At 67.8% G+C, this 19026-nt stretch carries 21 protein-coding genes; 7 read left to right on the forward strand and 14 right to left on the reverse strand.

The window, feature by feature from the left end; all coding sequences use genetic code 11:
• Positions 1–73: 73 nt before the first annotated feature.
• The 3 genes from Q0044_RS15420 to Q0044_RS15430 all read right to left on the reverse strand — a co-directional run bounded on the left by Q0044_RS15420 (position 74) and on the right by Q0044_RS15430 (position 1514).
• A complete protein-coding gene (locus tag Q0044_RS15420) occupies positions 74–454 on the reverse strand; it encodes a hypothetical protein (protein WP_298163350.1) in 381 nt (126 codons plus the stop codon).
• Between the two features lie 191 nt (positions 455–645).
• Positions 646–1044: a PaaI family thioesterase gene (locus Q0044_RS15425; protein WP_298163351.1), complete on the reverse strand. Its 399-nt coding sequence runs from the start codon at positions 1042–1044 to the stop codon at positions 646–648.
• Positions 1041–1514, reverse strand: coding sequence for a PaaI family thioesterase (locus tag Q0044_RS15430; protein WP_298163352.1), 474 nt, complete (start codon positions 1512–1514; stop codon positions 1041–1043). The genes Q0044_RS15425 and Q0044_RS15430 overlap by 4 nt, the downstream gene beginning before the upstream one ends.
• Before the next feature lie 62 nt (positions 1515–1576).
• On the opposite strand from Q0044_RS15430, the gene Q0044_RS15435 reads away from it, so the two are divergent.
• Entirely contained in the window at positions 1577–2617 is a 1041-nt protein-coding gene (locus Q0044_RS15435; RefSeq protein ID WP_298163353.1) for a ligase-associated DNA damage response exonuclease, read from the forward strand.
• Here the strand turns inward: Q0044_RS15435 and Q0044_RS15440 are convergent.
• Positions 2563–4131: an AbgT family transporter gene (locus tag Q0044_RS15440; protein WP_298163354.1), complete on the reverse strand. Its 1569-nt coding sequence runs from the start codon at positions 4129–4131 to the stop codon at positions 2563–2565. The genes Q0044_RS15435 and Q0044_RS15440 overlap by 55 nt on opposite strands.
• Before the next feature lie 362 nt (positions 4132–4493).
• Between Q0044_RS15440 and Q0044_RS15445 the strand changes: the two genes are divergently transcribed.
• Positions 4494–5153: a hypothetical protein gene (locus Q0044_RS15445; protein ID WP_298163355.1), complete on the forward strand. Its 660-nt coding sequence runs from the start codon at positions 4494–4496 to the stop codon at positions 5151–5153.
• Here the strand turns inward: Q0044_RS15445 and Q0044_RS15450 are convergent.
• A complete protein-coding gene (locus Q0044_RS15450) occupies positions 5150–6772 on the reverse strand; it encodes a response regulator (RefSeq protein ID WP_298163356.1) in 1623 nt (540 codons plus the stop codon). The genes Q0044_RS15445 and Q0044_RS15450 overlap by 4 nt on opposite strands.
• 205 nt (positions 6773–6977) lie before the next feature.
• On the opposite strand from Q0044_RS15450, the gene queC reads away from it, so the two are divergent.
• Entirely contained in the window at positions 6978–7697 is a 720-nt protein-coding gene (queC, locus tag Q0044_RS15455) for a 7-cyano-7-deazaguanine synthase QueC (protein WP_298163357.1), read from the forward strand.
• Positions 7694–8329 carry a 7-carboxy-7-deazaguanine synthase gene (gene queE / locus Q0044_RS15460; protein WP_298163358.1) on the forward strand — a complete coding sequence of 212 codons (636 nt, stop codon included), beginning with the start codon at positions 7694–7696 and terminating at the stop codon, positions 8327–8329. Before queC ends, queE begins: the two co-directional genes overlap by 4 nt.
• Here queE and Q0044_RS15465 read toward each other — a convergent pair whose 3' ends face one another.
• The 3 genes from Q0044_RS15465 to Q0044_RS15475 are packed head-to-tail and all read right to left on the reverse strand — an operon-like array spanning position 8330 to position 10478.
• Positions 8330–8602 (reverse strand): hypothetical protein, encoded by a 273-nt coding sequence (locus Q0044_RS15465; protein WP_298163359.1) that lies wholly within the window; start codon positions 8600–8602, stop codon positions 8330–8332.
• A 49-nt stretch (positions 8603–8651) separates the two neighbouring features.
• Complete coding sequence (gene aroC / locus Q0044_RS15470) at positions 8652–9737, reverse strand: chorismate synthase (RefSeq protein ID WP_298163360.1); 1086 nt, start codon at positions 9735–9737, stop codon at positions 8652–8654.
• Positions 9738–9749: 12 nt separating this feature from the next.
• The gene (locus Q0044_RS15475) at positions 9750–10478 is read right to left on the reverse strand and encodes a DnaJ C-terminal domain-containing protein (protein WP_298163361.1); all 729 of its coding nucleotides are present in this window, start codon (positions 10476–10478) and stop codon (positions 9750–9752) included.
• A 68-nt stretch (positions 10479–10546) separates the two neighbouring features.
• Between Q0044_RS15475 and pdxH the strand changes: the two genes are divergently transcribed.
• The gene (pdxH, locus tag Q0044_RS15480; protein WP_298163362.1) at positions 10547–11221 is read left to right on the forward strand and encodes a pyridoxamine 5'-phosphate oxidase; all 675 of its coding nucleotides are present in this window, start codon (positions 10547–10549) and stop codon (positions 11219–11221) included.
• Here the strand turns inward: pdxH and Q0044_RS15485 are convergent.
• The 3 genes from Q0044_RS15485 to Q0044_RS15495 all read right to left on the reverse strand — a co-directional run bounded on the left by Q0044_RS15485 (position 11218) and on the right by Q0044_RS15495 (position 13314).
• On the reverse strand, positions 11218–11865 hold the full coding sequence (locus Q0044_RS15485; RefSeq protein ID WP_366941132.1) for a TetR/AcrR family transcriptional regulator C-terminal domain-containing protein: 648 nt from the start codon (positions 11863–11865) through the stop codon (positions 11218–11220). The genes pdxH and Q0044_RS15485 overlap by 4 nt on opposite strands.
• A gap of 55 nt (positions 11866–11920) precedes the next feature.
• Entirely contained in the window at positions 11921–12574 is a 654-nt protein-coding gene (gene udk / locus Q0044_RS15490) for a uridine kinase (protein ID WP_298163364.1), read from the reverse strand.
• Positions 12575–12723: 149 nt separating this feature from the next.
• Complete coding sequence (locus Q0044_RS15495; protein WP_298163365.1) at positions 12724–13314, reverse strand: hypothetical protein; 591 nt, start codon at positions 13312–13314, stop codon at positions 12724–12726.
• Positions 13315–13490: 176 nt separating this feature from the next.
• On the opposite strand from Q0044_RS15495, the gene Q0044_RS15500 reads away from it, so the two are divergent.
• Together Q0044_RS15500 and Q0044_RS15505 are read left to right on the forward strand one after the other, a co-directional pair.
• On the forward strand, positions 13491–15137 hold the full coding sequence (locus tag Q0044_RS15500) for a long-chain-fatty-acid--CoA ligase (protein WP_298163366.1): 1647 nt from the start codon (positions 13491–13493) through the stop codon (positions 15135–15137).
• A gap of 3 nt (positions 15138–15140) precedes the next feature.
• On the forward strand, positions 15141–15812 hold the full coding sequence (locus tag Q0044_RS15505) for a DUF1499 domain-containing protein (RefSeq protein WP_298163367.1): 672 nt from the start codon (positions 15141–15143) through the stop codon (positions 15810–15812).
• On the opposite strand, the gene Q0044_RS15510 is transcribed toward Q0044_RS15505, so the two are convergent.
• The 3 genes from Q0044_RS15510 to Q0044_RS15525 all read right to left on the reverse strand — a co-directional run bounded on the left by Q0044_RS15510 (position 15797) and on the right by Q0044_RS15525 (position 18860).
• Positions 15797–16699 carry an MBL fold metallo-hydrolase gene (locus Q0044_RS15510; RefSeq protein ID WP_298163368.1) on the reverse strand — a complete coding sequence of 301 codons (903 nt, stop codon included), beginning with the start codon at positions 16697–16699 and terminating at the stop codon, positions 15797–15799. The genes Q0044_RS15505 and Q0044_RS15510 overlap by 16 nt on opposite strands.
• A 231-nt stretch (positions 16700–16930) precedes the next feature.
• Positions 16931–17347 carry a protein tyrosine phosphatase family protein gene (locus Q0044_RS15520; protein ID WP_298163369.1) on the reverse strand — a complete coding sequence of 139 codons (417 nt, stop codon included), beginning with the start codon at positions 17345–17347 and terminating at the stop codon, positions 16931–16933.
• A 22-nt stretch (positions 17348–17369) separates the two neighbouring features.
• Positions 17370–18860 (reverse strand): tetratricopeptide repeat-containing sulfotransferase family protein, encoded by a 1491-nt coding sequence (locus Q0044_RS15525; protein WP_298163370.1) that lies wholly within the window; start codon positions 18858–18860, stop codon positions 17370–17372.
• Positions 18861–19026: the final 166 nt, after the last annotated feature.

Here is a 19026-nt window from a genome sequence, read left to right on the forward strand (position 1 = left end):
TCGAAGGACGCGAGGGCGATACTGCTTCGAGTCTGGTCTGTCGAAAACCGAAGTCCTCGACATTAACCCGAATTCACGCGACCCGGACAGGCCGTGCAGGTCGCATGGTGACGAGTTCGTTCTCGACCTGCGGCGGGGGCGGCGGGGTGCCCCAGTCGTCATCGGGCTTGTCCATCGGGCCGACGCTGTAGACGCCATAGCCCATGCGACGGTGATCCTTGGCCAGTTCGGCGTGGCAGGCGACGATGGCGTCGCGCGCAGCCGACAGGGCGGTGATCGCCTCAATGGCCCTGGCCTGGGACACCGCGCCGGCGACCGGCGAAGCATTGAGCAGGGCCCGGGCGCCGATCATGGATTGAACGAGGGTGGTTGCCGAGGTGATCGCAGCGTCAACCGCCTTCTCGGTCGCGTAAAGGTCTCCAGCAACGCTGGCGACGACTTCAGTCCGATCCATGTTAGCCCCTTCCAAAAAGTTACAGTGGTAAAGAGATGGTTAACACGTCAGGAGCGAGTTGGGTAGGGCTTCTTTAACCATTGACGGGAGCGGCCAGAGGTCGTCTCGCCATCATTCGACGACGAGGATCAGCCTGTCCGGCTGGAGAGAGATCGGTTGAACGATGGTGGCCGGCCGCCAGGCAGCGGAGGCTAGGAGTCCTGCTCATCCATCGAGAAGTGGGCGGTCAGGCTGGCGATCGGCTGGGCGGGATCCTCCTGCCAGGCTTCGGCCAGGACGTGCGCCACCCTGCGGCCGGCGCGGGAGATTCGGGCGCGGGCATAGACGTCCATCGGCTTTCCGGATCGGAGATAGGCCGTGGTCACCGTGATCGGCCGGGGCAAACGCAGGCGCGGCCATGTGTGGGCCACCTGGGCCACGGCGGTCAGCTCCAGCATCGCTGCCGTCGAGCCGCCGTGCAGGGCCGGCAGCATGGGATTGCCGACAAGGTGATCGGCGAACGGCATGACGACGGTCAGAACATCGCCGTCCATCTCGGTGCGCAGGCCGAGGAAGCGGGCATAGGGGATGGTGTCGAGAAGAGGGGTCATGCGCCGTCACCCCGTGGCTTGAGATTGGCGCCGGGCTTTCGGCCTCCGTCGGAGGAGATGACATAGGTGGCCTGGGCCGCCGCCACAGGGTCGGCGGGATCGTCCTCGAACGCCCAGGCCCGCACGAATCCGATGGTGCGGGTGGCCCGATAGCAGCGGGCCTCGGACAGCAGGTCCACGCGGGGACGGGCCGGCCGCATGTAGTCGATGCGCAGGTCGAGGGTGGCGATGGGCTCGTACCGCCCGAGCCTGGTCCAGACCGCAAGGCCGCCGACGTGGTCCAGCATGGCGGTGACCAGGCCGCCCGCGAAGACGTCCGTCTCCGGATCGCCGACCAGATCGGGTCGCCACGGCGTGCGCAGCCGGACGCGATCGCCGTTCACCCCCTCGTATACGAAGCCCAGCGCATGGGTGTGGGCGGCGCCGGAGGCCAGCTGCGGCATCAGGGTGGTCAGGAACATCTCGCTCATGAAACCGTCCTTATCCGGCGGGCGCCTATTCGCAAGTCCCGACGCAGGCCCATATCCGACCCATGATCCGCCCCGAAGACCTGTTGAGGCCCACCGCGGCCGGCCTGTATTGCCCTCCAGGGGATTTCTACATCGACCCGGTGCGTCCTGTGGACCGGGCGGTGGTGACCCACGGCCACTCCGACCATGCGCGATCCGGTCACGGCGCGGTGCTGGCCACGGACCAGACCCTCGCGATCATGGCCGAGCGCTATGGTGAGGATTTCACCGGGCGCCGTCAGGCTGGGGCCTATGGCGAGACGGTTTCGCACAGCGGCGTCGAGGTGAAGCTGGTCCCGGCCGGGCATGTCCTGGGTTCGGCCCAGGCGGTGGTGACGTATCAGGGCCTGACCATGGTGGTCTCCGGCGACTACAAGCGCCGACGCGACCCGACCTGCGTCCCGTTCGAGCCGGTGCCGTGCCACGTCTTCATCTCGGAGGCGACCTTCGGCCTGCCGGTCTTCACCCATCCGCCGGATTCCGAGGAAATTGCCCGTCTGATCCAGTCGCTGGGCCAGTTCCCGGAACGGGCGCATCTGGTCGGGGCCTATGCCCTGGGCAAGGCGCAACGGGTGATCCGGCTGCTCCGGGAGGCCGGCTGGGAGCGGCCCATCTATGTCCACGGGGCGCTGGAGCGGCTGAACCGGCTTTACGAGCGCGAGGGCGTCGACCTCGGCGCGATCCTGCCGGCGACGGGGCTGAAGAAGGACGCCCTCGGTGGAGAGGTCGCGATCGCCCCGCCCAGTGCCATCCAGGACCGCTGGGCGAGGCGGTTCGCCGATCCGGTGACCGCCTTCGCCTCGGGCTGGATGCTGGTCAAGGCGCGGGCGCGGCAGCGCGGCGTGGAGTTGCCTCTCGTCATCTCCGACCACGCCGACTGGCCGGAACTGATCGCGACCTTCGAGGAGATCCGGTCCGAGGAGGTCTGGATCACTCACGGCCGCGAGGAAGGCCTGCTGCGTTGGGCCGAACTCAACGGGATGAAGGCGAGGGCGCTGCGGCTGGTCGGCTACGATGAGGAGGACGACGAGGCGGCGGGTCCCACGGCGGCCGGGGGCTCGTAGTGGACGCCTACCCCCGGCCCTAGCGGCAGGTCCAGCGCGACCCAGGCGGCCACCATCAGCAGGCCAGCCACCAGGAAGGACCCCGCATAGGGCAACATGGTCGCCAGCAGTGATCCCAGGCCGAAGCGCGGGTCCCAGCGCTGGGCGAAGGTCAGGATCAGCGGGAAGTAGCTCATCAGGGGCGTGGCGATGTTGGTGACCGAATCCCCCATGCGATAGGCGGCGGTCGTCATCTCCGGACTGATGCCCAGGAGCATGAACATCGGCACCACGATCGGGGCCAGGGCGGACCACTTGGCCGAGGCCGAGCCGATGAACAGGTCGAATACGCATGAGACCAGGACGACCGCGATCAGCAGCACCGGGGCCGGCAGGGCGATCCGCTGAAGCTCCGCCGCTGCGTTGACGGCCAGGATCGGGCCGAGACCCGACCAGTTGATCATGGCCACGAAGTGGGCTGCGAAGAAGGCGAGCACGATATAGGGGGCCAGTTGGGCGATGCCTTCGCCCATCATCCGAACCATGTCCCGGTGGGATTTCACCGTGCCTGCTCCTGCACCAAAGGCGCCGCCGGCCACGAAGAAGGTGATCGCAAAGAAGGCGACCAGAGAACGATACAGGGGGTTGAACTCCTGCCCCGGCTCGGCCTCGGGATCGACAAAAGGCGAGTCCGGCATGAGGGTCAGGGTGGTCCAGAGGGCCAGCATGGCCAGGATCGCCAGCCCGGCCCACGCCAGCCCCTTCTTCTGCGCGGGCGTCAGGGCCTGTTCTTCGGGCGTGGAAGGCGGGCGGGTGCCGTCGGCCGGCGTCCAGCGACCCAGGCGCGGCTCGATCACCCGGTCGGTCAGGAACCAGACGATGGGTGTGAAGACCAGAACGACGCCGATGATGAAGAACCAGTTGCCTGCGATGTTCACGGAATAGGTCGGATCGATGAGCCGGGCCGCCGGCTCGGTGATGCCGAGGATCAGGGCGTCCTGCGATCCCGGGAACAGGTTTCCGGCATAGCCTCCGGACACCGCGGCGAACCCGGCCGCCAGGCCGGCCAGCGGGTGCCGTCCGGCCGCGGCGAAGATCACGGCGGCCAGGGGAATGACCACGACATAGGCGGCGTCCGACGCGTGGTGGGACATCATACCGACCACGACGACGACGGGCGTGAGCACGGCCCTGGGCGCGTTGAGCAGGGCGCCCCGAATGGCGGAGTCGAACAGTCCGGTCCGCTCGGCGACGGCCGCCCCGTAGATGATGGTCACCACGATGGCGAGCGGCGGAAAGTCCGCCAGGGTGCGCGGCATGCCGATGATCAGGTTCTCGAGGTTCTCGCGCGAGAGCAGGCTCTGGGCCTGCAGGGTCTCGCCGGTGACCGGATTGACCGCGGACCAGCCCAGACCCGAACCGACCAGGCTGAGCACCACCAGTCCCCCGATCAGCCAGAGAAACAGGAACACCGGATCGGGCAGCCGATTGCCGATGCGCTCGACCACGCCCAGAAAACCAGAGCCTGTGTTCATCCGTCTCGCTCCCCTTGTTCGCCCCCGAATAGCCGGGAGGGTGGGGGGCGAGGCAATGCAGCGGGTCTGCGACAAAATCGCGGGCAAGGCCTCCCGGCCCGCACGCGAGGCGGCCGGGTGGACGTCTCCCGGCGTCGCCGCCGGATTCCGGCGATCACGAGGTTGGGGGCAACGCTCCTGCCGGGTCGCTACGGGCGAAATCCGGCGGGTCGGCGGGTTCTGACCTTTGATGGAGTTCTCCCTGTCGCCCTGGCGCGGTAGGGTGAGCCATGGCCAGACTGGATCCCGAACAGGTCGTGCAGACCCTTTAGCGTTTGAAGGCGCGCGTCGGCGCGCGGTTTCCGGGCTCGGGCCTGGAGGGGGTGGCGACCGGACTGGTGGTCGAGGCGCGGCGGACGGCGGATCAGGCCGAGGCCATCGCCCGCCCTTTCCCTGTGACGCGGATCTTCACCGGCCTCGTGATTCTGGCGATCGCCGCGACGGCGCTGGAACTGTGGTGGCTGGGCGGCGGGCCCGGGCTGGACTGGCTGGCGGGCATGGGGCCGCGCGGCCTGCAGCGTGCGGCCTTCGATCCTCTGGGCCTGGCGGCGGGCCTGGAGGCCCTCGTCAACCTGGCCATCCTGGGGTCGCTGGCCCTGTGGTTCCTGATCAACTCCGAGGCGCGGGCCAAGCGGAAGCGGACGCTTCAGGCGCTGCATGGTCTGCGTTCGCTGGCCCACGTCATCGACATGCATCAGCTGACCAAGGATCCGACTCTCATCCTGTCGGCAGGATCGACCACGGCGGCGTCGCCGACGCGGTCGATGGACCAGTTCCAGCTGACCCGATACCTCGACTATTGCGCAGAGATGCTGGCCCTGATCGGCAAGCTGGCGGCCCTGTATGCTGCGAGGACCCAGGACCCGCAGATCGTCGCCGCCGTCAACGACGTCGAGGGTCTGTGCACCGACCTCGGCCGCAAGATCTGGCAGAAGATCACCATCCTCAGCGCGCTGGACGAGCGGGCGGCGGGGAAGGCTTAGGCCGCTCGACCCTTGCGGACAGGCTCGGCCACGGCGACCTCGGCCGGCGCGGCCAGGGCGGCGTTCATGGCCATGCGCAGGCGTTCCGGCTTGATGGGCTTTTCGACCACAGCGGCCATGCCGATCGACAGATAGTGTTTCGCATCGTCCGGATCGGCGTTGGCGGTCAGGGCGACGATGGGAATGTCGCGCTCCGGGCCGGACAGGGCGCGAATGGCCTGGGTCGCCTGGACGCCGTCCATGCGCGGCATCTTGATGTCCATCAGGATCAGATCGAACGGACGGGCCTGAACGGCCTCGAGCGCCTCCAGGCCGTCTTCGGCGGTCTCGGACGAACAGCCGAACATCTCGCACAGGGCCTGGGCGACGACGCGGTTGGTGGCGTTGTCGTCGACGATCAGGATGTGGGGATTGGACTGAAGCTCCAGCTCGGCGAGGGCCGAGACGTTGGAGGCGTTGTGCTCTACCGGCTCGGACAGGGGGGCGGAGACGTCGAAGGCGAAGGTCGCGCCGCGCCCGGCGTTGTTCTCGGCCCAGATGTGACCGTCCATGCGGTCCACGATCTGGCGGCAGATCGACAGGCCGAGACCCGCTCCGTCTGGACCCGAGCCGTGCACGAAGGGCTCGAAGATGGCGTCCACACGGTCGCCGTCCACGCCCGGCCCGTCGTCGCGGACGCGGGCCTCCATGTGGACACGGCCGTTCTCGGACCAGGCCTTGAGGCTGGCCTCGACGACGCCGTTGCGGGCGAATTTGAGGGCGTTGCCGATCAGATTGTTGAACACCTGTTTCAGGCGCACGCCGTCGATGTCGGCGGTCAGTTCGGTGTCGCCCTCATAGCCCACCATCAGGCGGACGGCGTCCTGGGACGCGCGCGGGCCCCACATGGCTTCGATGTCGTCGACCATGGCGCGGAGCGGCGTCGGGACCGGGTTCATCTCCAGTTCGCCGGCCTCGGCGCGCGACAGGTCCAGCGCGTCCTGAAGGATGCGTAGCAGGGTCTCGGAAGAATCCACGATGGTCTGGACGTGGGCCTGGGCCGCATCGGTCAGGGGCTGGCGACGCAGCAGTTCGGCGACGGCGAGCACGCCGTTCATGGGGGTGCGCAGCTCATGGCTCATGATGGCCAGGAATTGGCTCTTGGCCCGGGCCGAGGCGAGGGCCTGGGTGCGGCTGTCGGTCAGGGCGCGCGACTGTTCGGCCAGCTCGGTGTTCTTGCTGCGCTGCTGTTCGTTGACGGCCTGGAGCAGGGAGACGGCGGTGCCGACGCCGCGATAGCGGCCGCCACGCGTAACGATGAAGCCACGCATCAGCGAGCCCGCGCCGCCCTTGATCAGAATGTCGCAGAAGGTGTCGATGCGGACCCCGGCGTCGACCACGGCCGGTTCGGGATCCATCACGTGGGTTACGGCGCGATTGCCGTAAAGGGCGTGGCCGAAGGGGCCGGCGATCTTGAGAAGGAAGGCGTTGCGTTCAACCAGACCCACCGGCCTGTCGTCTTCCACAACGGGGATGACCAGCGTGTCCGGCTCGCGCTGAAAGCGTGCGAACACATCGGCGGCCGAGGCTGTCGGCAGGACCGGTTCGGCGCGTTCCGTCAGAACTTCGATCGTCGGCATACTGGCCGAAACTCCCGTGATACCAGTGGACAATGGGGGATAACCGTTTGCAAAAGCGTTAAGTCCCAAAAAGGTCTGTTTTCGCCACTCGCAAGACGCCGGTCTCTTTTGCGGTGTGAGACGGTCTGGTGTAGGGACCGGAAACACTATTCATCCTTGTACTGAACCCGATGCGCGCGGCCGACCGGCCGACCGCAGGCCCGCCATGACCGAAGCCCGAGACGACATCGCCCACGACGCCCTCGTCCTGTTTTCGGGCGGGCAGGACAGCGCGACCTGCCTGGCCTGGGCACTGGAACGCTATGCACGGGTCGAGACCGTCGGCTTCGACTATGGCCAGCGCCATGCGGTGGAGATGGCGGCCCGTCTGCGGGTGCGCGACGGGATGGCGAAGGTCCTGCCGCAGTTCGCAGACCGGCTGGGGCCCGACCATGTGATCGACCTGACCGGGTTCGGGGCCATCGGCGAGACGGCCATGACCACGGACCGGGCCATCGAGGTCGGGGTGCGGGGCCTCCCCAACACATTCGTGCCGGGGCGGAACCTGGTCTTCCTGACCTGTGCGGCGGCGCTGGCGGACCGGCGCGGTCTCGCGGTGCTGGTGGGCGGAATGTGCGAGACGGACTTCTCCGGCTATCCCGACTGTCGGCGCGACACGATCAACGCCATGGAGCGGGCGCTTCAGCTTGGCCTCGACAAGCCGTCGCCGATCGAGACGCCGCTGATGTACCTGACCAAGGCCCAGACCTGGGACTTGGCGCACGGGATCGGCGGAGACGCCCTGGTCGATCTGATCATCGAGGAGAGCCACACCTGCTACCGTGGCGATCGCGTCCACCGGCATGACTGGGGCTATGGCTGCGGCGACTGCCCGGCCTGCGAACTGCGCGCCGCCGGTTGGCGCGAGTGGCTGGCCTCGCGATGACCTATTCGGTCAAGGAAGCCTTCCTGACGGTGCAGGGGGAGGGCGGTCAGGCGGGGCGTCCGGCGGTCTTCCTGCGCTTTGCCGGATGCAATCTGTGGAGCGGGCGGGAACAGGACCGGGCCGCAGCGATCTGCACCTTCTGCGACACCGAATTCGTCGGCACGGACGGAGAAGGCGGCGGCAAGTTTCGGGACGCCCCGGCGCTGGCGGACCATGTCGCGTCGTTCTGGATCGGGCGCGACGGCGATCCCAAACTGGTCGTCTGCACCGGCGGAGAGCCGCTTCTGCAGCTGGACGCGCCGCTGATCGAGGCCCTGCACGATCGCGGTTTCGACATCGCCGTGGAGACCAACGGAACGCTTGCCGCGCCCGACGGCATAGACTGGATCTGCGTCAGTCCGAAGGCCGCCGCTCCGGTGGTGCAGACCTCAGGGCAGGAACTTAAACTGGTCTATCCGCAGGCGCTGGCCATGCCCGACCGGTTCGATGACCTCGATTTCGAGCGGTTCTGGCTGCAGCCGATGGACGGACCGGATCAGGCGGCGAATACGGCGGCGGCCATGGACTACTGCCTGCGCCACCCCAAATGGCGGCTCAGCGTCCAGACCCACAAGTATATCGGGGTGCGATAGTCAGCAGGTCCGGCCCTGGGAGCGCAGCTGTTCGCAGCGCCTTTGCTGGCGGTCGTAGTCGCGCTGCTCGCGCTCGCGACGAGCGCGGGTTTCCTCGTCGGAGGTCGTGACGGAGTCGACCCCGGCGCCGACGACGGCTCCGGTGACCTTGGCGGCGCCGCCCACGACCGCGCCGGCCGTGCCGACCACGGCGCCGACCAGACAGCCCTGGAGCATCAGCGAACCGGCCAGGACGGCGACGAGGGCGGCGGTGCGGGACAAGGTCTGGGTCATGGCGAGAATCTAGTCCGAACAGGGTGAACGGAAGATGACCTGAGCCGTGTCAGCCGATCTGGGCGCGATGCCTCAGCATCGCGTCGGCGAGGACGCAGGCGGCCATGGCCTCGACCACGGGAACGCCGCGCAGGGCGACGCAGGGGTCGTGACGCCCCTTGGTGCGGACGTCGGTCTCGGTCCCGTCGCGGGTCACCGTCTGGCGCGGCGTAAGGATGGAGGAGGTGGGTTTGAAGACAACCCGCGCCGTCAGGGGCTGGCCGGTCGATATGCCGCCGAGAACGCCGCCTGCGTTGTTCGATCCGAAGATGATCTCCCCGTCCGGACCCAAACGCATTTCGTCGGCGTTCTCCTCGCCCGACAATTCGGCCGAGCCGAAGCCCGCGCCGATTTCCACACCCTTCACTGCATTGATCGACATCATCGCGGCGGCCAGTTCGGCGTCGAGCTTGCCATAGAGGGGCGCGCCCCAGCCGGCGGGTACGCCCGTGACCTCCAGCGCCACGACGGCGCCGATGGAGGACCCGGCCTTGCGCACGCCGTCCAGATAGGACTCCCATGCGGGAACGACCTCGGCCGAGGCTGCAAACAGCGGGTTGTCGTAGACGGCGGAGAAGTCCACGGCCTCGGGCGCGATCCTGTGCGGACCGAGCTGGACGACGCCGGCGCGGATAATGACGTCTTCGCCGAGCACCCGGCGGGCCACGGCCCCGGCGGCGACGCGGCCGGCGGTTTCCCGCGCCGAAGAGCGACCGCCGCCGCGATGGTCCCGCACGCCATACTTGGCCTGGTAGGTCATGTCGGCGTGACCGGGACGATAGGCGCGGGCGATCTCGCCGTAGTCCTTCGAGCGGGCGTCGACGTTGTCGATGTGGATGGCGATCGGGGCGCCGGTCGTGACCGGCCCCGCGCCGTCATCGAAGACGCCCGACAGGATACGGGCGACGTCGGTTTCCTGACGCTGGGTCACGAAGCGGCTGCCGCCGGGCTTGCGACGGTCGAGCCAGGGCTGGAGATCGGCCTCTGTGAGCGGAATCAACGGCGGACATCCGTCCACGACGCAGCCGATCGCCGGGCCGTGGCTTTCACCCCAGGTGGTCACGCGGAAGAGATGGCCGAAGGTGTTGTGAGACATCGCGGCTCCCGCTTAGGCCGCGAGGCGGTCCGGCGTCCAGACGCGGGTGAATCGGGCCAGCAGGTCCTCGGCGGCGGAAGGGGCGTCCTCGGACGGTTTCAGCGACACGAAAAGATGCCCCTCCGGCCGGGCCCCTCGGGCGGGAAGCCCCAGGCCGCGCAGGCGCAGGCGGACCGGGTCCGTCAGGCCCGGCGTGACCCAGGCGCCGCGAACCCCGGCGTGGGTCTCGATCTCGACGCGGCCGCCGTCGCTCAGAAGGCGGGTTGGCACCGGCCAGCTCATGAAGAGGTCGTCGCCGAGCGCCACGAGGCCGTCGGCGGGACGGATCAGGACCGGCAGATAGAGATCGGAGCCATCGACGGCGCCGCCCCTGAGGCGCAGATGCTCGCCCGTCCGCATCCCGGCCGGGGCGCGGACACGCAGTGTCCGGTTATCGAGGCGCACCGTCGTCTGGCCTCCCGACACAGCCTGAACGGGCGTCAGGCCGACGACCGGCAGTGCGGCGGGGCGGCACACCGGCGCCGCGAGGGCGGGACGGGCGGCGCCTGTGTTCTGGATCAGCCGATAGGCGGCGATGACGCGGCGAAAGCGTTCGGCGTCGCCGCCGGGCTGGTCCGGTCGCGCGCTCTTGACCGCCAGACGGAAGGCGCGGGTCACCGCGACCTGTTCGGCCGGACCGTGCAGGCCGAGGACGGCGAAGGCTTCGTTCAGGCTGGGGCCGGGCGCGATCATCCGGCCCATAGGCCGCGACCATGGTCAATGTCGGGTTAACCGTGCGGACGGGCGACCGGCTTGCTATAGCCCCCTCCATGACCAACGCCGCCATTCCGCCCAGCCCGACCCGCGAAGAGTACGCCCGCGACTATGCCGCCGCCCTGGCCGCCAACGGAGACGAGACGATCTTCGATCGCGTCGAGCCGATCGGCCTGTTCGTCGACTGGTTGGGCGACGCCCGGGGCCATGAGCCGAACGACGCCAACGCCATGGCCCTGTCGACCGTGGACGCCGACGGCGCGCCGGACAGCCGGATGGTGCTGCTGAAGGACGTCGATCGGCGCGGCTTCACCTTCTACTCGAACCGGGAGAGCGCCAAGGGTGTCGCGCTGGAGGCCACGCCGCGCGCGGCCCTGTTGTTCCACTGGAAGTCGCTGCGTCGTCAGGTGCGGGTCCGAGGGACGGTTGAGCCGGTCGGCGCGGACGAGGCCGACGCCTATTTCGCCAGCCGGGCGCGGGAGAGCCGCATCGGGGCCTGGGCATCGGATCAGTCCCGGCCGCTGGCGAGCCGTGCCGAGCTCGAGGCGGCCGTGGCGCGCGAGATGGAGCGGTTCGAGGGCCAGGACGTGCCTCGCCCCGAACGCTGGACGGGCTGGCGTGTGCTGCCGGAGACGGTGGAGTTCTGGCGCGACCGGCCGTTCCGCCTGCATGACAGGCTGCTCTTCGCCCGGGACGGGGACGGCTGGAGTCGGACCCGGCTCCAGCCCTAGCCGGTTCCGTAGCGGGCCAGGAAGGTCTCGACGGCGTCGGCGGCGATCGACTCGGGCGTGCGCGCCGCCTGGACCTCGTCGCCGGTGACCAGGGGCATGAAGAAGACGGGATGCTCGATCATCCCCATCAGCTGACCGGCCGCCCAGGAGGCCTTGTCGAAGCGCAGATCACCGCTCGTCGCCAGGGCGGTCAGAGCCTCGATCAACGGCAGGCCGAAATCCTGCCGGCCCTTCTCGAAGAACCCCATGGCCACGTCGCGGAAGCGCGGGCGCTCGGCCATGACCAGCCGGAACACCGACCGCACGAACGGATCGCCCATGAAGCCGGCATAGGCGAGGGCGAACCGGGTCAGGCGGGTCCGCGCGTCGCCCTCGTCACAGCGAACGCTCTTCATCTGTTCAGAGAAGTCGTCCGACGCATTGGCGATTACCGCCGCGAACAGGTCGGCCTTTGACGGGAAATAGCCATAGAGGGTCGCCGTAGAGACGGAGGTCGCGCGGGCGATGGGCTCGATGCGGGTCGCCGCATACCCCTCTGACATGAAATGTCGTCGCGCCTCGCGAACGATGTTGTCGCGTCTGGGGTCGCTTGCCGGGCGCGCGGAGTGGGCTCCGTCTTTTTGCATAGTGGCGTTCGCTTGCATCGGAACGCCACCGATAGCCCATATGCCCAAGCTGGCGATACCCCGTCAGGAATCGTCAGGTTTCGACAGGCCGGAGGGCCGCCAGCAGCGGATGGGCCAGAACTGGAGCCGCCAGACGGACGACGGCCTGGGGGTCGTCGAGGCGCACGGCGGCCGTGGCGTCGGCGATGATGAAGTCCGCACGGGTCCGCGACGGCTCGGTCAGGCGTTCGTGTCCGGGGCGCACAGTCTTCAGATACTGGTCGATGACTGACTGGGCTGTCCGTCCCCGCTCCGCCTGGTCGCGCAGCAGTCGACGGATGAAGCGGATGTCGGCCGGGGTATCGACGAACACGCGGATGTCGAACAGGTCGGCGACCGGCGGCGTGCACAGCACGTGGGTGCCTTCCACGATCACGACCGAGGCGGCGGGTATCGTTTCGCCCTCCGGCTCGCGGCCGTGGTGGATGAAGGAATAGACGGGCGCGGTGACAGGCTTGCCCGCCTTCAGACGGGTCAGGTCGTCGAACAGAAGCTCATGGTCGCGCGCCGCCACGTCGTCAAAGTCGAAGGTCGAAGCGTCGAACCCGGGCAGGGAGGCCGCATCCCGGTAGTAGGAGTCCTCGCGCATCAAGGCGGCGGCGCCGGGCGGAAGGGCGCTGACCAGGGCCTCGGCCAGGGTGGACTTGCCCGAGCCGGAGCCGCCGGTGATCGCGATCAGAATGGTCATGGCGGGCCTTCTAGGACCTGATCCGGAAAAGTGTGAGCGGTTTTCCGGTCGGATCAGGTCCCAGAGTCATGTCGTGCCTTGATTCACGGCATCAGCGAGATCGCGAAGCGATCTCTCTTCAGCCGATCAAGGTCTGAGACCCATATCGATTAGCGGAAGAAGCAGGTCAGACCGGCGTAGAGGGCGGAGACCGTCCCTTGCGGGGTCGCAGCCGTCAGGAAGCCGCCGATGTCGCCCGAGCTGAACTCGCCGTCCAGCGTCGAATCCGCGACCATCTCGATCGTGCGGGAGTCCTCGACCGAGGCCCGTGTCGATCCCACGCCCATGCCGTCCGCCGTGGTCAGGCCTGCCTTGTCGATGAACCAGCCCTGGAAGGTTTCGTTCTGGAACAGCAGCTGCAGGCCGTTCGAAAACTCGGCGAACTGAATGGGGCCGGCCCCGCATTCCTCGTTGGTGGTGACCTGCGGCGCGGCGCCGCCGACCGAGGCGGCGACTGCAGCGATGGCCGTGGCCTGGGGGGTGCCGAACGGGATGGCGCGGGCCGCACCCGTCGCGTCGAACAGCCTCAGACCTTCGCCCTCGATCGCAAGTCCGCCGGCTGACTGGGCCGGTGCGCTTTCCGCGGGCGCGGCAGCCGGCGCTGCGGGTTCGGCGGGGACCGGCGGCGTCGCGGTTCGATCGCAGGAGGCGAGCACCGTCAGGGCGGCGAAGGCGAGGGCGGTGCGGATGGCGATACGCATGACCGGGCGTCCTTTTCGATGTCTCAGGCAGCGGAACAGACGGCAAAAGCCATGGGGACGCAACGGCAAAGCCTGAAACGGCCCTACAGTGACCTAGCGTCACGTTGCTTATCAGCGGTCACCTCGGCTAGCCTGACGCCAAGCTCCGCATCCAGCCGGGGCAATGAGGGAATGCAATGCTCGGTTTGATGCAGGACTGGCCGCTGACGGTCGATCGGATCCTGGACCACGCCAGAAACTGGCACGGTCATCGCGAAGTCGTGACACGCTCGGTCGAGGGACCGATCGTCCGCACAACCTATGGCGAAATTCACAGTCGGGCCCGCAAGGTCACCAACGCGCTCAAGGACTGGGGCGTGAAGTCGGGCGACCGGATCGCGACCCTGGCCTGGAACACCGGCAACCATATGGAAGTCTGGTACGGCATCATGGGCATGGGCGCTGTGTGCCATACCCTGAACCCGCGCCTGTTCCCCGAGCAGTTGATCTACATCATCAACCACGCCGAAGACCGGATCATCTTCGTCGATCTGACCTTCGTGCCTCTGCTGGAAGCGGTGTTGCCGCACTGCCCGTCGGTGGAGCGCGTCGTCGTCATGACCGACGAATGGCATATGCCGGCGACCAAGCTGCCCAAGGCGGAATGCTACGAACAGGTCCTGTCGGGCGTGTCGGACGATGTCGTCTGGGGCGGGTTCGACGAACAGACGGCGTGCGGCCTCTGCTACACCTCGGGCACGACCGGGAACCCCAAGGGGGTCCTGTATTCCCACCGCTCGAACTTCATCCACACCCTGCTGGGCATGCAGGCCACGGTGCTGGCTCCGTCGCCTGCCGAAGTGATCCTGCCGGTGGTGCCGATGTTCCACGCCAACGCCTGGGGTATCGCCTTCGCCGGCCCGGCTTCGGGCGCGCGCCTGGTCATGCCGGGCGCCCGGATGGACGGGGCGGCCATCTACGAACTGATCGAGTCCGAAGGCGTGACCTTCTCGGCCGCCGTGCCAACGGTGTGGCAGGGCCTGCTCACGCACCTGCGCGAGAACAACCTCAAGATCCCGACGGTCAAGAAAGTCCTGATCGGCGGCTCGGCCGTGCCGGAGAGCCTGATCCGGGCCTTCCACGACGAGTTCGACATCGAGGTCCTCCAGGGCTGGGGCATGACCGAGACCTCGCCGATCGGCACGCTCAGCAATCTGACGCCGGAACTGGCGGCCTTGCCCTATGACGAGGGCATGAAGTGGCGGATCAAACAGGGCATTCCGCCCCTGGGCGTCGAGCTGAAGCTGAAGAACTACGCCGGTCAGGAGATGCCGCACGACGGGACGACCTACGGCCGGCTGATGATCAAGGGCCCGACCATCGCCAAGGGCTATTTCAAGGACGAGGGTGGTGACATCCTCGACCACGAAGGCTTCTTCGACACCGGCGACGTCTCGACCATCGACGAACACGGCTTCATGCAGATCACCGACCGCGCCAAGGATGTGATCAAGTCCGGCGGCGAGTGGATCTCCTCGATCGAGATCGAGAACATCGCCGTGGGCCATCCCAGGGTCGAGCTGGCCGCCGTCATCGGTGCCGCGCATCCCAAGTGGGACGAGCGGCCGGTGCTGGTCATCAAGTTGAAGCCCGGCGAGACGGAGAACAAGCAGGAGCACCTAGACTTCCTGGTCGGCAAGATCGCGAAATGGTGGATGCCCGACGATGTGGTCTTCGTGGACGACATTCCGCTCGGCGCGACGGGCAAGATCGACAAAAAGCTGCTGCGCGAGCGGCTCAAGGACTACACCTTGCCGACGGCCGTTTCGCCCGAGCGGGGCTGAGGCATGGCCAGCGGTCCGCGCTCGCGGGTGAAGACCGGCATGGGCAAGGTGCGGATCGCCGCAGGTCTGGCCGTCCTGGCGCCGCTGATGACCTTCATCGCGGTCCTCCTGACGCGGAACGGGATCGTGTCGCTGGACACCGGACTGGACCTGCTGACGATCCAGATCGCCCAGATCGTGTCCTGGGTGGCGCTGGGATTCGCCCTGCTGTCACTGGTGCTGGCCTTGCCGCAGTTCGGTCGGCTGGGCCTCGTCAGTATCGCCATCGTCGTGATCTGCGCCGCCGTTGCGGGCGCCTTTTTCGTTCAGTCCCGCACGATCGCGCTCGCGGGGCCGATGGACGTCTCGACCGACCTGACGGAGCCGCCGGCAGTGCCCGGCGCTACGGGTGCGCCCGTCGCCTGTGAGGGCGTGCCGGCCGTCCTGACCCAGGTCGCGCCGGCCAAAGCCACAGAGGCGCTGCAGGCAGCGGGCTTTTCCGTCACAGAGTCGCAGCTGTTCCGCTCACGCGGCGTTCGGGACGGCTTCTGGTTCGGCATGGGCCATGAGGCCGTGGTTCGCATCCGTCCGGACCGCACCGACGTCCGGGTCGTAGCGCGCTATGACCACACCGACGGCGGCGCCACCTGCAAGATCGCCGCCCGACTGGTCGCCGCGCTTCAGACGGGGCCGTAGGAAGAGGCGAGGCCGGGTGGTTCGTTCGCGGTCACGCGGCCTTCGTCGACCAGCTTGATCAGGTGCGCCAGCACCGACAGGCCGGCGGCCGGCCAGAGGCGTTGATCGACCGCAGCATAGAGGACCGGGACAATCTCGGCGATCGTCCGGTCGCCCGTCAGGATCCGTGACAGGATCTGCGCCTCCCGTTCCAGCCGGTGGGCCCGATAGGCGGTGAGGAAGGGTTCGGGCTCGGTCACGGGCGCCCCGTGGGTCGGCCACAGGGTCGAGAACCCGGCGGCGATCACCGCGTCGAGGCTGCGCATATAGTCCGACATATTCCCGTCCGGTGGCGCGACCACGGTGGTCGACCAGCCCATGACGTGGTCGCCGCAGAACAGGGCATTCTCCTCCTCCAGCGCGAAAACCATGTGGTTGGAGGCATGGCCCGGCGTGGCCATGGCCGTGAACGTCCAGCCGTCGCCCTCGATCCGCTCCCCGCCGGACAGGATCGTGTCCGGCGCGAACACCTCGTCCTCCTCCTCATCGAGCGGTCCCGAAGCGTGGGTCTGGCGGGTGGGCGGGCGCATGGCCAGGACGGGAGCCCCGACCCGGTCCGCGAACGGGCGGGCGAGGGGAGAGTGGTCGCGGTGGGTGTGGGTCACCAGCACATGGCTGACCGTTCGTCCGTTCACCGCCGCTAGCAGCGCCTGCAGGTGCGCGTCATCGAGGGGGCCCGGATCGATCACGGCGACCGCCGCGCCGTTGTCTGGACGCCCGACGATATAGGTCCCCGTGCCGGTGAAGGTGAAGGGGCCGGGATTGTCGCAGATCACGCGCTGGATCAGGGGCGAGACCTGGTCGCGGCGGCCGTAGGCAAAATCGAACGCACGGACGAAGGGAATCATGCGCGCGTCCCCGAAATCCGGCGCGATCCTTGCCTTAACGAAAGGTAAATCCCGTCCGGAGCGTACCTCGTGGCCCGCAGCATCGCCTTCAGTGTCTCAAATCGGCTCCAGCCCATCGCGGCGGCCATCCTGTGTCTCATGGCGGCGCAACTCGTCCTTGCGTCCTGCGGTGATCCCGAACCCATACCCTATGCCACGCGTGTCGCGATCCAGCGCTAGGCCGGGCCAACCTCAGAGCGGCAACCGGCTGAGGTCGTAGCCGGCGTTCGCCGCCGCCTCGCGCAGTTCGTCGGGAGCGGCCCGATCCAGAGCCCGCATCGCCAGCGCCCAGGTCACCGTCGACCGTGTGCCCGAGCGGCAGAACATCAGGACCCGGTCCTCAGGTGCGAGGTCCGCCAGGACCTTTGCCGTCGCTGTCACCGCCGTCGCATCCGGAAGGCCCGTCACGGGGGCATGGACGAACCGCATGCCCGCAGCCTCCGCGGCTGCGGCCATCTCATTGGCCGAGGGCTGACCGGGTTCCTCGTCGTCCGGACGATGGCTGATCACGATAACGACACCGGCGTCGGCGAACCCCGCGAGGCTGTCGAGGGTGATCTGGGGCGCGACAAGCGTCCTGTCGTCGAGGGTCCGGTAGGGAGTGGTCATGCGAGCGTTCCTGCGAAGGCGTTCAGCCCTGATAGGCCTTGAAGAAGGGCTCCAGGTGGCTCTCATAGCGCCGCCATGCTTCCCGCGAACTGGTGTAGAGCGGTTTTCGCACCTGGGCGAAACTGGCGGTCGTGACTGCGCGCTTCGTCTTGTGGAAGTCGCTGAGGCCGGCCTGGGGAGGCAGGCCGACATGATGGATGATCCGGTCAATCCACGGCTCTATGTCGCCCACCAACTCATCGTAGGGGACCGTCAGAACGGAGTCGCCCAACTGGTCCGCCCAGTGTTCCCGCAGGCGGTCCTCGCCCCGGAAGTAACGACCCATATCCTCCTGCGACCAGCTCCAGTCCACGCCCTGCGAGAAACGCGTTCGGAAGCAGGACCAGGCCACCGCGCCGGGAGATCGTTTCAGCCAGATGAAGCGCGCATCGGGCAGGACGTGTCGGATCAGCCCCAGGTAGCGGCTGTGGTTCAGTGTCTTGTCCACGATACGGCCTGCGGAACCGAACCGTTCGTCAAGCATCGTCAGATAGGCGCGGCCGATGGCCTCGAAGCCTGCGGCGCCCTGTGAGGCCGCGAAGGTCGCCACTGCCGCCGGGGTGAAACCCTGGATCGGCATTGCCGCCGTGCTGAAATAATTGATTTCGGCGCCGTCGGCCACGTCTGCGTGGCTGACCAGAATCTGTTCGATCAGGGTGGTGCCCGAGCGGGGCAGGCCGAACACGAAGATCGGCCTCTTCGACCGGGCCTCCACGGCGGGCAGACGGGACGCGAAATCAGGGGTCCAGCCCTGGATCACCTGCTCAACAAAGGCATCCGTATCTGCGGCCTTGTAGCCACGAAGTCTCTGCATGACCGCAGCGCCTTCGGAATAGGCCGCGAAGGCTCGGTCGATATCGCCAAGATCATCCCAGGCCTTGCCCAGTGCATACTTCAGAACGCTGCGCGCTTCCTCGCCCGCCGGCCCGCTCGGGAGCTGCCGCAGCAGGTCGAGCATCGACTGCAGATCGGGGTCGCCTTCCGCGAAGCTCTTGGACTCGGCCAGGGCTTGCCACGACCAGGCCATGGCCGAGGCATCGGTGTGCAGCGACATGGCATGACGGAGCGCGGCGTTCGACGCCTCGGTATCGCCGATCTGGGCAAGACAGGTCCCGAGGAAATGCCACCCTGCAGAGTTTTTTGGCTGTTCGATGGTCAGGGCGCGCCCCACGTCGCAGGCGGCCTGGACCCGTCCGTGCAGCGCCAGCATCTGCCCAAACGCCAGCCGAGGGCCGGGGTCTGCCGGGTTGACCCTCGCATAGCGCTCGGCCGCGGTCAGGGCGACGGAGATGGCGCCGATGGTCGATGCCAGCCGCGAGACTGCGCCCCACTTGGCCCCGAAATCGCCGTCGGTTTTTACCGCATGTGCGAGATGGGCGGCCGCTGCGTCCCGATCTCTCCGCTGGAAGGCCGCCAGGGCCGCATTCACGTGATCAGCCGGGGTCAGCGACAGGGTGGGGCGAATGTTCAACAAGGAGCGTTTCCTGTCCCGCGCGGGAATCCGGTGATGGTCAGCACCCATCTTACCTTTACGCCCGCGTATCAAGGATGTGGCGCTATGGTGACAGGTGAGGCCGGAATGTGGCCCTGCCGAAGCATTTACGTGGACGTAATCGATGTGAAGATTACAGTTCTGTCAG

Origin of the sequence: Brevundimonas sp. (genome assembly GCF_027484365.1) — a bacterium.
Taxonomy (GTDB): Bacteria; Pseudomonadota; Alphaproteobacteria; order Caulobacterales; family Caulobacteraceae; genus Brevundimonas.